Genomic DNA, 14,809 nt, shown 5'->3' on the forward strand with positions numbered 1-14,809 from the left:
GACCGCGCATGGTCGCGGGCTTTGTTGTCCCCAGCTCAAGGAAGGATTTGCCTCCAGGGCGGGTAAGGGGCACCGTTGGAAGCATGAAGTTTCTCCGGAAGTTGTTCGGCGGTCGCAAAAAGCCCGCGACGCCCGAAGCGGAAAGCCAATCCGAAGCCCCGGCCAAGATGCAGGTGGTCGACGAGTTCGGCCGCATGCTGGAGATTCCGCGCGAGCAGTGGTATGCGAACGTGCTCAAGCCCCAGCTCGAAAAAGTCTGGAGCCAGCCGGATGAACTCTACGCCTGCATCGTCTCCGCTCATGGCGACGGCTTCAAGGCGGAGGCCCATGAGGCCAGCAAGCGCCTCTACGAGATCGACCCCAACCGCGTCCGCGCCACGCTCGTCTGGACTTCGGCTCTGTGGGACACAGGCGAAAAGGCGCAGGCCAAGCGCCTGTTGGAGGAATTTCGCAAGAACAACCCGGAAGACCCGGCCGTGCTCGCCCATCTGGCCCGTCTGCGGGGTAAGGAAAACAAGGAGGCGGAGGCGGCCGAGCTTTTGCGCCGCGCCCTGCAGCTCGACCCGAACCACCACGAAGCCCTCTTTTGCTACCTCGGCCTCCTGGAAAGCTGGAAAGGCGAGGCCGCTCGCATCGAGGGGATGGCGTGGGTGGCGAGCCTGGCTGGCAGCTGGCGGGTGCGCCTCTACCAGGCCCGCGAGTCCCTCAACGACGCTTCAGACCTCGACACTGCGGTGCAGCACTACCGCGCAGTGCTCGAACAGGCCCCGCAGCCGGTCGCGGGCGACATCCTGATGCAGATCAGCGGCGACCTCGGCAACGCCGGCTTTCAACTGGAGGCGGTCAACCTCGTAGCCCCGCATTTCGACGCCAAGGCGCACGGCTTCCCGGTCGGCAACAACCTGATCAAGGCCTGCCTCGACCTGGGGCAGCTCGACCATGCGCGCCAGCTCGTCGACCAGCTCTACGCCATCGTGCACGTCACCCAGCGGCCCAACCTCAAGTATTGGGAAGACGAAATTGCCAAGCTGGAGGTGGAGACGATGCCGCCCGTGCGCCCGGACGAGATCCAGGTGTCGCAGCAGTTGATCGTCGGCCCCGTCTGGCTGCCGGCCCATGAAGGCGTGCGGCAGCACTTGGCCGTGCCCAACGACGGCGGCCTCACCGTGGCCTATGTCGGCTCGACTTTTGAAGACGGTAGCGTCACGCCCGAGTTGAAGGCGCAACGGGCCAACGGAGCCGGACGCTTCAGTCGTGCGCTGCCGCTCTTGCTCGCGCAGGAGGCCTATTACCGCCATCACCTGGAGGTCGCGACCGCCACGCCCTGGCTCGCCAACGACCGCGGCGGCTTCCTCATCGGCCGTCAGCCGCACGAGGCCGAGACTTTGGCCAATTTTGCCCGCACCGAGCAATTCACCGCCGATTATGTGGTGGCGACGCACCTGCGCTGCATCTCCGATGAGCAATGGGAAGTCGACGTGCGCCTGATCCGCACCATCGACGCCCGCGTGCTGGACACCTTCTCGCACCCCGTCCCGCTGAAGGAGTTCGCTCCGGCGATTCCCGACCTCACCCGCCGCGTGAGTGAGTCGCTGGCCGAGCATGCGGAAGCCCCCGCCCGCACTGCCCGTGCTGAATACGAGCTGCCGCCTGTTTCGCACCTCGCCAATTACCTCCTGCGGCTGGAGCAGATGCTGACGCTGCGTTGCTACGCGGCGGTCCAAAACCGCAGCGGCCTGGCGGGCGAGCGGGAAATCGTCGGCGGGATCCTGCACCTCTGCCTCGAACAACCCAAGAACGTGCACCTGCGCGTGCTGCTCAACGGCGCGCTGCGCTTGGTCAAGCGGATCAAGCCGGCGGTGGTGGAAGAATTCCGCGCGCAAGTGGAAAAGCTGGACCAGGCGCACCCCCTCGAAGGACCGCTGGCGGAGGCCTTGCGCCAGTGGCGGGCAGAGTCGATCGACGCCAAGGAAGCAGATGCGCCCTCCGAGCAAGGGGACGAGACGCCGCCGCGTAATTAGGTTGCATTTGCCCGCGATAAGCCTACCTTGCCCTCCGTAAACCCGGGGGGTCCACCGCGTTGGACTGAGATTGGAGGGCGCTCGCCTCCTGACCCGTCGTACCTGATCCAGGTCATGCTGGCGAAGGGAAGGTAGGGAAAGCCGCTTCCATCGACGCTACATGACTTGGGCCCACCTCCGCCCAAATCCTTTCGTCATGATTCAGCCCAACGAAGCCGCCGCGGCCGAAAAGGCCAGCCTCTTCCCCAATAGCAAGCGCGTATACGTGGAGGGCTCGCGCCCCGACATCCGCGTGCCCATGCGCGAGATCCAGCTTTCGCCCACCCGACGCCCCGACGGCTCGACCGAGGAAAACGCCCCCGTGCGCGTTTACGATACCTCCGGCCCCTTCGGCGACGAGAACCAGCACATCGACGTGACCGAGGGCCTGCCCGCGTTGCGCCGCAACTGGATCCTGGAGCGTGGCGACGTGGAGGAAATTGCGGGCCGCGAAGTCAGCCCGCTCGACGACGGCTACCTCAGCGAAACGCACCGCGCCAAGGCCGAGAGCGAAGGCCGCCGCAACCGCATCAGCTATTTCGACCGTCAGGAGCGCCGCGTGCTCCGCGCCAAGGCTGGCGTCAAGAGCGTCTCACAGCTCCACTACGCGCGCCAGGGCATCATCACGCCCGAGATGGAATTCATCGCCATCCGCGAAAACATGAAGCTGCAGAGCGCGCGCGAAGCCGTCGAGATGGACGCGAAGGCCCCCGGTAACAGCCTGCGCAAGCAGCACCCCGGCCAAAGCTGGGGCGCCGCCATCCCCGCCGAGATCACGCCCGAGTTTGTGCGCAGCGAAGTCGCCCGCGGCCGCGCCATCATCCCCTGCAACATCAACCACCCGGAGCTGGAGCCGATGATCATCGGCCGCAACTTCCTGGTGAAGATCAACACCAACATCGGCAACAGCGCCGTCGCCTCCAGCATCGAGGAAGAAGTCGAGAAGATGCGCTGGTCCGTCAAGTGGGGTGGGGACACGCTGATGGACCTCTCCACCGGCAAGAACATCCACCAGACCCGCGAGTGGATCCTGCGCAACTGCCCGGTGCCCGTCGGCACGGTGCCGATCTATCAGGCGCTGGAGAAGGTCAACGGCCGCGCCGAAGACCTCACCTGGGAGATCTACCGCGACACGCTGATCGAGCAGGCCGAGCAAGGCGTCGACTACTTTACGATCCACGCTGGCGTGCTGCTGCGCTACATCCCGCACACCGCCCGCCGCATGACGGGCATCGTCTCGCGCGGCGGCTCGATCATGGCCAAGTGGTGCCTCGCTCACCACCGCGAAAACTTCCTCTACACCCACTGGGATGAGATCTGCGAGATCTGCGCTGCCTACGACGTCGCCTTCTCCATCGGCGACGGCCTGCGCCCCGGCTCCGTGGCCGACGCCAACGACTACGCCCAGTTTGCCGAGCTCAAGACCCAAGGCGAGCTGACCGAGCGCGCCTGGAAATACGGCGTGCAGGTCATGAACGAAGGCCCCGGTCACGTGCCCATGCATATGATCCAGGAAAATATGGAGAAGCAGCTCGAGTGGTGCCACGAAGCCCCGTTTTACACGCTTGGGCCGTTGACGACCGATATTGCGCCCGGCTACGACCACATCACCTCCGGCATCGGTGCCGCGATGATCGGCTGGTATGGCTGCGCGATGCTCTGCTACGTGACGCCCAAGGAACACCTTGGCCTGCCGAACAAGAACGACGTGCGCGACGGCGTCATTACTTACAAGATCGCCGCCCACGCCGCCGACCTCGGGAAAGGCCACCCGGCCGCCCAATACCGCGACAACGCGCTCAGCAAGGCCCGCTTCGAGTTCCGCTGGGAAGATCAGTTCAACCTCTCGCTCGACCCGGAGAAGGCCCGCGAATTCCACGACGAAACGCTGCCGCAGGAAGGCGCCAAGACGGCTCACTTCTGCTCGATGTGCGGCCCCAACTTCTGCTCGATGAAGATCACCGAAGACGTCCGCCAATACGCCGCCGAGCGAGGCATCGAAGAAACCGAAGCCCTCGACGAAGGCATGGCCGCCAAAGCCCGCGAATTCCGTGAAAAAGGCGCCGAAGTCTATAGCTGAGGCCTGTTCGAAGATGATTTGAACAGGAGTATCAGGAGTTAAAGGAGTTTTGCTCTTTGTTTTTGAAAGCCACCCCGGTCGTGAGATGGGGGTGGCTTCTTTTTTTCTCACGAAGTTCACCAAGGCACAAAGGGGGTGAAATGTGTGAGTGCTTGGACTGCCAACGTTTTTTTTTGGCCTTTGAATTGTTTACCTACGAAAATGTCTCCTCCGGCACACGAATTCACCAGGGACTCTCAGATCTAAGCCCTTTGTGTCTTTGTGAACTTTGTGAGAGAATCTTTCTTCCAATCTTGCCAAACGTATTCGAATCGAGGCAAAAACCTTCAATGCATGAAAACGAGATTGGCCGCATCGTGGTAAATGAAGCCGTGCGGCTGCATCGAGATCTCGGCCCGGGTCTGCTGGAGAGCGTTTACGAAGTGACGCTCGCCCGTCGCCTCATAAAAGCTGGTCTCACTGTCGAGCGACAGGTACCCATTGCCATCGAGCTGGACGGCGAGCTTTTCGAGGAAGGTTTCCGGGCCGACTTACTGGTCAACCGCCTTGTCATTCTCGAACTCAAATCAGTCGAGCGTGTGACTCCAACGCACAAGAAGCAGCTCCTTACCTACCTGAAGCTCACTGGCCTCAAGCTTGGCTATCTTCTCAACTTTGGCGACGCACTGATGAAGGATGGTATCACGCGCACGATTAACGGCCAACTTGCATCGGATCAGAATTTAGCTCTCCCGTGCACTTGACGGAAGAGTGGCTTCAAAACCTCCATTCCGCAGCTTTTCCGGTTGACCGCAGGCGGGCGGGCGGCTTTGTTGGTCGTTTTTCCGCAATACTCGCGATAAATCCACCCTTTAAGTTGGCACCCTGTGAACGTTTCCGTTACTGACCTTTCTGCCACGCGCAAAGAACTGCTGGTTACCGTCTCCGGCGAAGAAATTGCCGCCGAAGAACAAAACCTGATCCAAGAGTTCAAGAACCACGCCAAGCTCCCCGGCTTCCGCCCCGGCAAGGCCCCCGACAGCGTTGTGCGCATGCGCCTGCGTAAGCAGCTCCAGCAAGAGCTGAACCGCCAGATGCTGCAAAAGGTCTACCAGGAAGCCGTCGTTGAAAACGAGCAGTTCGACCTCTACAGCCTCGTCGAGTTCGAGCACAACGAAGATTTCAAGCCCGGCACCGAGGCTAATGTCGATGTGACCGTCGACATCACCCCCAAGTTCGACCTGCCGGAATACGTGGGCCTGGAAACCAGCAGCCCCTCCACCGAGGTCGAAGACAAGGAGATCGACGACACGATCAACAACATCCGCCGCCAGCGGGCCGACTTCGAGAAGGTCGAGCGCGCCGCCGCCGCCGGTGACTACGTACAAGTCTCCTACACCGCTACCTTCGAAGGTAAGCCGCTGAAGGAGCAGGTGGAGGACAGCGCCGCGATCCGCCCCTTCCTCGACGTCGAAAAGACCTGGGAAGAAGCCGGCACCGATGAAGCCCGCGAATACGGCGTGCCTGCCATCGTCGACGGCCTCGTCGGCATGGCTGTGGGCGACGAAAAGGAAGTCGAGCAGACCTACGCCGACGACTTCCGCGTCGAAGCCCTGCGCGGCAAGACCGTCCAATACAAGATCACCGTCCAGGAAGTGCGCGAGCGCATCCTGCCGGAGCTGGACGAAGCTTTCCTCAAGTCCCTGCGCGTCGAGACCGTCGAAGAGCTGAAGGACCAGATCCTCCAGCAGCTCGAAGGCCGCAAGAAGCAGCAGGCCCTGCAAAGCCAGCGCGAGCAGATCCTCGACCGCCTCGATCAAGCCATCTCCTTCGACCTGCCGGAGAGCGGTGTCGAGCGCGAGAAGGACCAGGTGCTCGCCCGCGTGGCCCAGCAAAATGCCCAACAAGGCATCTCGGCCGAAGAATTTGAAGCCAACCGCGAAGAACTCGAAAAGGAAGCCCGTGAAGTCGCCGAGCGCGACGTGAAGCTCCAGATCGTGCTCGTGAAGATCGCGGAGAAGGAAGAGATCAAGGTCGGCGACGAAGATATGTCGCAGGCGATTTACTCGATCGCGATGCAGCAACGCCGCGACCCGCAAGAGGTCGTGCAGGAGCTGCGCAGCGATCGCAACCGCATCATCGCCCTCCAACGTCAGATCCTCTTCTCGAAGACCCTTGATTTCCTGCTCGAAAAGGCTAAGGTGACGGATAACCAGCCGGCCGCGGAAACCGAAGCTTCCGAGTAAGCAGAGGTCCCCGTGCCGCAGCCGGCCCATACCTGCAAAGAACGAGCATGAGTTATTACTTACCCACGATCGTAGAAAGCGACGGTCGGACGGAACGCCACTGGGACATCTACAGTCGCCTCCTGAAGGATCGCATCATCTTCATCGGCACCCCCATCAACGACGATGTCGCCAATGCGGTCATCGCCCAGATGTTGCTGCTGCAGATGGAAGACCCGAAGAAGGACATCCAGCTCTACATCAACTCCCCGGGCGGTAGCGTTACTGCGGGCATGGCGATCTACGACACGATGCAGTTCCTGAGCTGCGACGTGAAGACGTATTGCATGGGCCAGGCCGCCAGCATGGCCACGGTGCTCCTCGCCGCCGGCACCAAGGGCAAGCGCTATGCGCTGCCCCACAGCCGGGTGATGATTCACCAGCCCCAGGGCGGTGCCACGGGCCAGACGTCCGACATTTCGATTGCGGCCAAGGAGATCCTGCGCTGGCGCAAGTCCCTCAACGACGTGCTCTCCACGCACTCCGGCCAAAACGCGGACAAGATCGAAAAGGATTCCGACCGCGACTTCTACATGACCGCGCAGGAAGCCAAGGAATACGGCCTTGTCGACGTGGTGATCGAGTTCAAGAAAAAGCCTTCCAACGAGAAGGAACCCGAACGGATTCAATCCTAGATGGCGAAATCCACCAAGATGACCTTCTGCAGCTTCTGCGGAAAAAGCCAGTCCGAGGTCCGCAAGATGATTGCGGGCCCCGCTGGTGTGCACATCTGCGACTCGTGCGTGAACGTCTGCAAGACGATCATCGACCGCGAGCTGAAGGAGGCTGAGACCAAGGAAGAGACCGCTTTCAACCTCATCCGCCCGGCCGAGATCAAGGCCGAGCTGGACCAGTACATCATCGGGCAGGACTACGCCAAGAAGGTCCTCGCTGTCGCCGTGCACAACCACTACAAGCGCCTCGCCAACGAGCACCAGCATACGCAGGTGGCCGAGCGTGGCCTGAGTGATGTGACGATCGAAAAGAGCAATGTGCTCATGATCGGGCCCACCGGCAGCGGTAAGACGTTCCTGGCCCGCACCCTCGCGCGCCTGCTCGACGTACCGTTTGCCATCGCCGACGCCACCACGCTGACCGAAGCCGGTTATGTGGGTGAAGACGTGGAAAACATTGTGCTGCGCCTCCTGCAGTCGGCCAACTACGACGTGCGCCGGGCCGAGTGCGGCATCATCTACGTCGACGAGATCGACAAGATTGGCCGCAAGACCGAGAACGTCTCCATCACGCGCGACGTATCGGGCGAAGGCGTGCAGCAGGCCCTGCTCAAGATCCTCGAAGGCACCACTTGCAACGTGCCGCCCCATGGCGGCCGGAAGCACCCGAACCAGGAATACATCCAGGTCGACACCAGTAACATCCTGTTTATCTGCGGTGGGGCTTTCGTCGGCTTGGACAACCTGATCAAGCGCCGCCTCGGCAAGGGCACCGTCGGTTGGGACCAGGAGCAGCGCGAAGAGCTGGAAGACGAAGCCAAGGTGTTGCAAAAGCTGCAACCCGAAGACCTCGTCCGCTTCGGCCTCATCCCCGAGTTTATCGGCCGCCTCCCGGTGGTTTCGGTGCTCGACGAGCTCAACGAAGAGCAGCTTGAGCATATCCTGACCCAGACGAAGAACTCCCTCGTGAAGCAATACGAGAAGCTTTTCGCGATGGACAACGTGCGCCTCAAGTTCGATGCCGGTGCCATCCGGGCCATTGCCGTGGAAGCCATGGCGATGAAGACGGGTGCACGTGCTTTGCGCTCGATCATGGAAAAGCTGATGCTCGACGTGATGTATGACTTGCCCGACATGAAGGATGTCGACGAAGTCGTCATTACCGAGGCAACGGTAAAGGAGCGCCAGGCACCGCGACTCAAAAAGAGTTCGAAACGGGCCGATGCCGCCTGATTCCGACCGTTAAGCATGCCTAAATTTGAAGGCGAGCGCGTATTGGCTATGGTAGTAGCTGATGCAGCGCTCGCTTTTTTTGTCTTTGTTGGTCGGGGCAGGCAGTCTCCTTTGTGCCCCCGCCCACGCGATTATCCTCTACGGTGCGGGCAATGATGCCACCACCTCCGATCCCGGTGGAGGCTTGCCCTTTACCAATGTGGCCCGAGTTACCAACAATGCGGGCTCGGTCACCTGGGGTAGCGCGGTCTACCTCGGCAACGGCTGGGTCCTTGGGGCCAGCCACGTCGGCACGATCAACTACGTGCAGTTCAATGCGGGCGGTGCCCGCTACGCGCGCGATACCAGTACCAGCACGGTCCGCCTCGGCTCAAGCGACCTGGTGCTGACCAAGCTGACTTCGCTGCCCAATCTCCCTTCGGTCCCGATCTATGACTTCGCCCAACTACGCGCCGGCGGCGTGATGGTGGGGTGGGGTTTGGGACGCGCCTCGACCGAAGCCCTCTACGACAACAACGTCACCTGGGGCGACAGCTCGACGGCAGCCCGGCGCTGGGGCCTCAACGCAATCGAGGCGGTGACCACCTACACCGACTCGGCCGACCGCACGACGGAAGCCTTCGTCACGGTGGCGGGCAATGCCGACCCGGTGCTGGAGTTGCCTCAGTTCAACAGCTTCCAGGGCGATTATGAGGCGTCGGCCACGCAATACGACTCTGGTTCGGCTTTTTACACGTTCTACAACGATGTCTGGTATCTCTCCGGCCTCACGCTGGCGGTGGAGAAGCCCAACAACCAGAACGCGACCCTGTTCGGGATCGACAACGTGACGGACGAGGAGCGTGGCAATTACAACATCTTTGCCAACCTCAGCCTCTACGCCACTCAGATCAATGCGGTCGTCAATCCCAGCCCGGCTCCGACCGTGCCGGAGCCTAAAGCCTTCGCATTGCTGGGCGGCACCGCCGCACTGGGGCTGCTTGGGTGGCGACGACGGCAGAAGTAGTGGCTTCCTAGGCCAAAAGAAAGGGTTATTTCCCGCTAGGCAGATCATGCCATTTGCGCTACACTGCGGCGCAAATGGCACGATTGTCGCGCTTCTGGATTTTCCTGGCCCTCTTCTGGGCTGCCACGCCAACCTTTGCCCTTGTTCTCTATGGTCTGGACGACCGCGCGACGGCGTCCGACCCCGGAAACGGTGTGCCTTACGCCTATGTGGCCCGCCTGACCGATGCCGCCGGCGTTACGACCGAAGCCAGTGCCGTTTATCTCGGCAACCGCTGGGTCTTGAGCACCCGCCACGCCGGCGCGCCGGCTTACATCCAGTTTGAAGTCGGCGGCCCCGTCTACCCGCGCGATCTGGCGGAGCTGGTGCTGCCCCTCGGCGATTCGGATCTGATCCTGACTCGCCTGCGCGTCGATCCCGGCCTGCCGCAGCTCCCTTTGGTCCCCGCCGATGCCCGTAAAGGCATTGGCACTCTCGTCGGTTGGGGTGAAGGCCGCGGCAGCAGCCACTTGCGCCGCAAAAAGCTCGTGCGCTGGGGGCAGGGCGGCGATACCACGGCCAAGCGCTGGGGCCTCAACGCTTTCGAGAGCACACTGACCTTTACCGACCAGCACGGTCGCACGACCGAATCCTTCACCATCATTGCGGGCAACAGTGACGCGCCGGAAGGCCTCTCGCCCAAGAGCTTTTGCGGCGACTACGAGGCGGCGGCCGTCGACAAGGATTCCGGCTCGGCCTTCTTCATGCAGGCAGAGGATGGGCTCTGGTATCTCGCCGGCCTCATGCTTGCCGCCGAGCGCCCGGTGACGGGGGAGACCGTGACCCGCTTCGGTCGCGACTGCGGGCAGGACCCCCAGCGCGGCTACTCCAACGTCTATGCCGATCTCTCCGCCTACCGCCGCCAGATCCAGGCCGTGATCGACCCGGCGGCTTATGTCATGACGCAAAAAGACCTTCCCGATGAAGGAAAGGTCGTGGCGGTGGAAAAGTCAGCTGCGCAGGGGGCCTAGAAGTCGCCGCGTTCGCCCTGCTTGAGGCTGCGGGCGTAGGCGCAGATCAGCTGGATCACCTTTTCGACGTCTTCGGTGTCGATCAGCTCGGAGGCGGTGTGCATGTAGCGCAGCGGGATCGAGATGACGGCGCAGGCGCTGCCGCCGGCACCCATTTGCAGTTCGCGACCGTCGGTCGGGGTGGGGCGGGGATCGGCCTCGATCTGCACCTTGATCTTCTCCTGCTCGGCCACTTCCAGCAGGCGGTCGAAGACGAGCGGGTTGACGTTGGGGCCGCGCGTGATGATCGGTCCGCCACCCAGCTTGAACTCGCCAAAACGACGGTTGTCGCACTCGGGGTGGTCGGTGGCGTGGCTCACATCCACGGCGATGCTGTAGTGGGCCTTGTAGCGTTCGGCCACCACGTGGGCCCCGCGCACGCCGATCTCTTCCTGCACGGTGGCGACGGAGACGACCTTGGCGGCGAGGCTGGCCTTTTCCTGGGCGAGGCGGCGCAGTACTTCCAGCACCACATAGCAGCCCGCCTTGTTATCGCAGGCGCGGCCCGCGATCACGCTGCCGTAGATCGGCTCGTAGCCGACGCTGTAGACTGCTACGTCGCCGATGCGCACGCGCTTGAGGGCCTCTTCGCGGTTCTTGGCCCCGATGTCGATCCACAGGTTGTGCTGCTCGGGCACCTTCTTGCGCTCTTCCTGCGTCAGCAGGTGGATGGCTCGGCGCCCAGTCACGCCCGGCACGACGCCGTTCTTCGTGAGGATGGAGACGCGGCGGCCAGAGATGGTGTTCACGTCGATACCGCCAACGTTGTCGAAATAGAGGAAGCCGTCCTTGTCCACATAAGTGATCATCAGCGCCAGCTCGTCCATGTGGCCGGCGAGGAGCAGAGTCGGGTCGTTCTCCGGGTTGATGATGGCGATGCGGTTGCCGAGGGCGTCGCGCTCATACACATCGGCCGCGTCTTTCACGTATCGGTCGACGACCGCCTGGGCTTCGAATTCCGCTCCCGACGGGGAACGGGCAGTTAACAAATCGATGAGGAATTGGGGGGCCTGCTTGTCGGACATGTTGTAACAAAAGACTAGCCTTTGCCGCAAAAGTCAAAGACCATCCAGCCTCCATGGAGCTATATCCGGCAATTGATTTGATGGGCGGCGAAGTCGTGCGCCTGACCCAAGGTAAGGCCGACCAGAAGACCGTCTACTACCGCGATCCGCTGGAGCCGGCGCGGCAGTGGCAGCAGGCGGGCACCCGCTGGCTGCACGTGGTGGACCTCGACGGCGCATTCACTGGCACTCCCGGCAATCTCGACGCGATCGAGCGCATCCTTGGCCTCGGCCTGAAGGTGGAGCTGGGTGGCGGCCTCCGCGATAGCGCCACCGTGCAGCGCGTGCTCGATCTGGGCGTACAGCGCGTAATCATCGGTACCAAGGCCGCGCAGGACGAAGGCTTTATCGCCGAGTTGGTCGAGACCTTTGGCGGCGACCGTATCGCGGTGGGCATCGACGCCCGCGACGGCAAGGTGGCGATCAAGGGCTGGGTCGACGTGACCGAAGTCGACGCCCTCGAAATGGGCCGCCGGATGGGCGAGATTGGCGTCGGCACGCTGATCTACACCGATATTTCGCGCGACGGCATGATGACGGGCCCGAATTTTGCCGCGCAGGAAGCAATGCTGCAGACCACCAAGTGCCGCGTGATCGCCTCGGGCGGCGTTTCCCAGCCTTCCGACATCCCGCACTTCCGCGAGATCGACCAGCGCTACGACAACCTCGAAGGCGTCATCATCGGCAAGGCGCTCTACGAGGGCACCGTGCGCCTCGAAGACGTGATCTAGCGTTTCCCGTTGGCCGTCTCCGCTGCCTGGGGTGGCGGCACGAGCAAAGTCACACAGGTTCCCTTCCCCGGCTCGCTTTCGATCTGAAAGCGAGCGTCGTAAATCTGCGCGATCAGCTTCACGATCGGCCAACCGAGCCCCACGCCTTCCTGCATATAGTGCTGGCGGTCGATCTGCTGCAGCACGGGCATGTCTTGCAGCTTCTGCGGAGCAAAGCCGCGGCCCTGGTCGGTAATGCTGAACAGCCCGGCCACAAACTCGGATTCCTGCGCGCACTCGACCACCACCGGCTGCCCGGGCTGCGAAAACTTGAACGCATTGTCCACCAGTTCCTCGATCATCTTGATCAGGTGCACGGGGCTGATGCCTAAGGCGATGTCGGCCAGGCTCAACTGCAGGTCGCCAGCACGGCGGTAACGCTCGGCGAGGGTCTGCAAACGGTGCTCCAGCTGGTGGCTCCAGTCCTCGGAGGTCTCTTGTTGCCGCAAGAGCTGATGCTCGGTCTTGGACTTTGTGACCAGCTCCGAATACAGGATAAAGTTGGAGTTGAGGTGGTGCAGGCGATGCCCGGCCTGCTGGATACTCTGCACGGCCTCCTGCAGCAGCTCCATGTCGGGCATCTGGCCTTCGGCGAGCATGTCGTTGAGCAGCGAGCTGTAGCCGAGAATCGCGTTGAGCGGCGTATTGAACTCGTGGGAGACGACCTGCGTCACGTGCCGGCGCAATTGCTCGACCTGCAGGTTGTAGGTCGAGTGCCGCTTGAGGCGGGCATTGATCGCCTGCATCAGCTTCTCGAAGCGGACGGGCTTCACTAGGTAGTCGTCGGCCCCGTGCTCCATCACCTTGCGGTAGAGTTCGGGGTCTTCCTCGCCGGTGAGGAAGATGAAGGGGATCGCTGCGGTGGGCTCATGCTGGCGCAGGTTGAGCAAGACCGCTTCGCCGTTCATGCGCGGCATCTTCCAGTCCGACACGATCAGGTCGGGCAGGGTCTCGCGGGCCAGTTCAGTACCTAGCTCGCCGTTTTCCGCCACCAGCACTTCGTGGCCGGTCAGCGCCAGCATCTCCTGCAGCGTCTGACGCATCAAGGAGTCATCTTCAATGACGAGAAGGCGGGCCATGTTTTAGGAGACAGAGGAGATCAGCTGGCGAAGTTACTCCAGCAAAGATAGCCGCAGCCTGAGCTAGATCAACCGCACTGATCAAGAACTTCTTCCAACGGATACGTCCAAATTTCGGAAAGGGTAGGGTGATACCATTGCACCTGCAGCAGCTGTGCGGCGGTCGCGCCGAGGGTAACGGCCACTGCCATGGAGTGAATCAATTCCCCGGCGTCCTTGCCCACACATTCTGCCCCGATCAGGCGTCCGCTGGGGCGCTCGGCCCAGACGCGCACGTAACCATGGTCGGCATGCATCAGGATCGACTTGCCGTGGTCGTTGAAGGGGTAGGTAGACTCGACGAGGTCGAGGCCCTCGCACTCCGGCTCGTAGGGCAAGGGCCCGACGCTGGCCACTTGGGGATCGGTGAAGGTGACGCTGGTGCGGTGGCGGTAGTCCAGCGGCTGGGTGGCGACGCCGATGGCGTGTTTGGCCGCGATCTCGCCCTGCAGCACCGCGAGGTGCACGATCTCGAAGGGCCCGGTGACGTCGCCCGCTGCATAGATGCATTCGTTGGACGTCTGGAAATAGTCGTTTACGTCGATGTGCTTCGACGGCTTCAGCTTCACGCCGGCGGCTTCGAGGTTGAGCCCGTCGATGGCCGGGCGGCGACCCAAGGCGTTGACCAGTCGCTCGGAGGTGATGCGCTTCTGTTTGCCCTCGTGGTCGAAGCAGACCGTGTAGCCGTCTTTGCCCGTGCTGACTTCGGTGCAATGGGTGTCGGTATAGAGGTCGATGCCTTCTTCGCGGAACACTTTCATGATCTCGCGAGCGGCCTCCTCGGTGTGGTCCTTGAGGATCAAGTGGCTGCGCTGGATCATCGTCACCTTGCAGCCGATGCGGTGGAGATATTGCGCCAGCTCGCAGGCGATCACGCCGCCGCCGAGCACGGTGACGGACTGGGGCAGAAAATCGAGTTCCAGCACCTCGTCGCTCGTCCAGGCGTCGGCCTCCTTCAGCCCCGGGATGGGCGGCACGTTGTTGACCGAGCCGGTGGCGATCATGAAGTGGCGTCCCTGGATCTCTTCGCCGCTCTTTTTCAGCTTCACGGTATTCGGGCCGGTGAAGCTGGCGCGGTCGCGGATGAGGGTGTATTTATCGCTCTGTAGCTGGCCCTTGCGGTAGCTCTGGAACTCGTCGACCATCGTGCGCTTGCGCTTGAGCATCGCCTTCATGTCAACCGCGGCCTCGGGGATCTTGAGCGCAAACTTGTCGGCCTGCTTGGCCAGGTGGAGCACTTCGGCCGAGTAGATGAGGGTCTTGGAAGGCATGCAGCCGCGCAGGATGCAGAGGCCGCCCAGCTCTTCGGCGTCGTCGATGATCGCGACGCGCTCGTATTTTTCGCGGGCGGTGCGGGCCGCCGCGTAACCGGCGCTGCCGCCGCCGATCACCACATAGTCAAACTCTCGTGCCATGGGTTGATCCTAAGGCGGCGGCAGCCTTTGGCAATGGCGCGCACAAAAAAGCCGCACCCGAATGGCGTCCGGGTGC

Annotated in this window: 12 protein-coding genes and 1 riboswitch; of the genes, 9 read left to right on the forward strand and 3 right to left on the reverse strand. The window is 62.3% G+C overall.

Annotated features, from left to right (window positions below; genetic code table 11):
* Positions 1-83: 83 nt before the first annotated feature.
* From Q7P63_00810 to Q7P63_00845, 8 genes are all read left to right on the forward strand, one after another.
* On the forward strand, positions 84-2,021 hold the full coding sequence (locus Q7P63_00810) for a hypothetical protein (protein MDP0498615.1): 1,938 nt from the start codon (positions 84-86) through the stop codon (positions 2,019-2,021).
* A 33-nt stretch (positions 2,022-2,054) separates the two neighbouring features.
* Positions 2,055-2,168: riboswitch (TPP riboswitch) on the forward strand.
* Positions 2,169-2,217: 49 nt separating this feature from the next.
* Positions 2,218-4,140 (forward strand): phosphomethylpyrimidine synthase ThiC, encoded by a 1,923-nt coding sequence (gene thiC / locus Q7P63_00815; protein ID MDP0498616.1) that lies wholly within the window; start codon positions 2,218-2,220, stop codon positions 4,138-4,140.
* Positions 4,141-4,469: 329 nt separating this feature from the next.
* Positions 4,470-4,883: a GxxExxY protein gene (locus Q7P63_00820; GenBank protein MDP0498617.1), complete on the forward strand. Its 414-nt coding sequence runs from the start codon at positions 4,470-4,472 to the stop codon at positions 4,881-4,883.
* Between the two features lie 123 nt (positions 4,884-5,006).
* Positions 5,007-6,365: a trigger factor gene (gene tig / locus Q7P63_00825; GenBank protein MDP0498618.1), complete on the forward strand. Its 1,359-nt coding sequence runs from the start codon at positions 5,007-5,009 to the stop codon at positions 6,363-6,365.
* A 47-nt stretch (positions 6,366-6,412) separates the two neighbouring features.
* Positions 6,413-7,039 carry an ATP-dependent Clp protease proteolytic subunit gene (locus Q7P63_00830; GenBank protein MDP0498619.1) on the forward strand — a complete coding sequence of 209 codons (627 nt, stop codon included), beginning with the start codon at positions 6,413-6,415 and terminating at the stop codon, positions 7,037-7,039.
* Positions 7,040-8,311: an ATP-dependent Clp protease ATP-binding subunit ClpX gene (gene clpX, locus Q7P63_00835; GenBank protein MDP0498620.1), complete on the forward strand. Its 1,272-nt coding sequence runs from the start codon at positions 7,040-7,042 to the stop codon at positions 8,309-8,311.
* Positions 8,312-8,372: 61 nt separating this feature from the next.
* Entirely contained in the window at positions 8,373-9,317 is a 945-nt protein-coding gene (locus Q7P63_00840) for a hypothetical protein (GenBank protein MDP0498621.1), read from the forward strand.
* Between the two features lie 74 nt (positions 9,318-9,391).
* A complete protein-coding gene (locus Q7P63_00845; GenBank protein MDP0498622.1) occupies positions 9,392-10,327 on the forward strand; it encodes a hypothetical protein in 936 nt (311 codons plus the stop codon).
* On the opposite strand, the gene Q7P63_00850 is transcribed toward Q7P63_00845, so the two are convergent.
* Positions 10,324-11,391 carry a M20/M25/M40 family metallo-hydrolase gene (locus tag Q7P63_00850; GenBank protein MDP0498623.1) on the reverse strand — a complete coding sequence of 356 codons (1,068 nt, stop codon included), beginning with the start codon at positions 11,389-11,391 and terminating at the stop codon, positions 10,324-10,326. The genes Q7P63_00845 and Q7P63_00850 overlap by 4 nt on opposite strands.
* Before the next feature lie 53 nt (positions 11,392-11,444).
* Between Q7P63_00850 and hisA the strand changes: the two genes are divergently transcribed.
* Entirely contained in the window at positions 11,445-12,161 is a 717-nt protein-coding gene (hisA, locus tag Q7P63_00855) for a 1-(5-phosphoribosyl)-5-[(5-phosphoribosylamino)methylideneamino]imidazole-4-carboxamide isomerase (GenBank protein ID MDP0498624.1), read from the forward strand.
* Here the strand turns inward: hisA and Q7P63_00860 are convergent.
* Both Q7P63_00860 and Q7P63_00865 read right to left on the reverse strand, forming a co-directional pair.
* The gene (locus tag Q7P63_00860) at positions 12,158-13,279 is read right to left on the reverse strand and encodes a hybrid sensor histidine kinase/response regulator (protein MDP0498625.1); all 1,122 of its coding nucleotides are present in this window, start codon (positions 13,277-13,279) and stop codon (positions 12,158-12,160) included. The genes hisA and Q7P63_00860 overlap by 4 nt on opposite strands.
* A gap of 68 nt (positions 13,280-13,347) precedes the next feature.
* The gene (locus Q7P63_00865; GenBank protein ID MDP0498626.1) at positions 13,348-14,733 is read right to left on the reverse strand and encodes an FAD-dependent oxidoreductase; all 1,386 of its coding nucleotides are present in this window, start codon (positions 14,731-14,733) and stop codon (positions 13,348-13,350) included.
* Positions 14,734-14,809: the final 76 nt, after the last annotated feature.

This window comes from Verrucomicrobiota bacterium JB022 (assembly GCA_030673845.1).
Taxonomy (GTDB): domain Bacteria; phylum Verrucomicrobiota; class Verrucomicrobiia; order Opitutales; family Oceanipulchritudinaceae; genus WOUP01.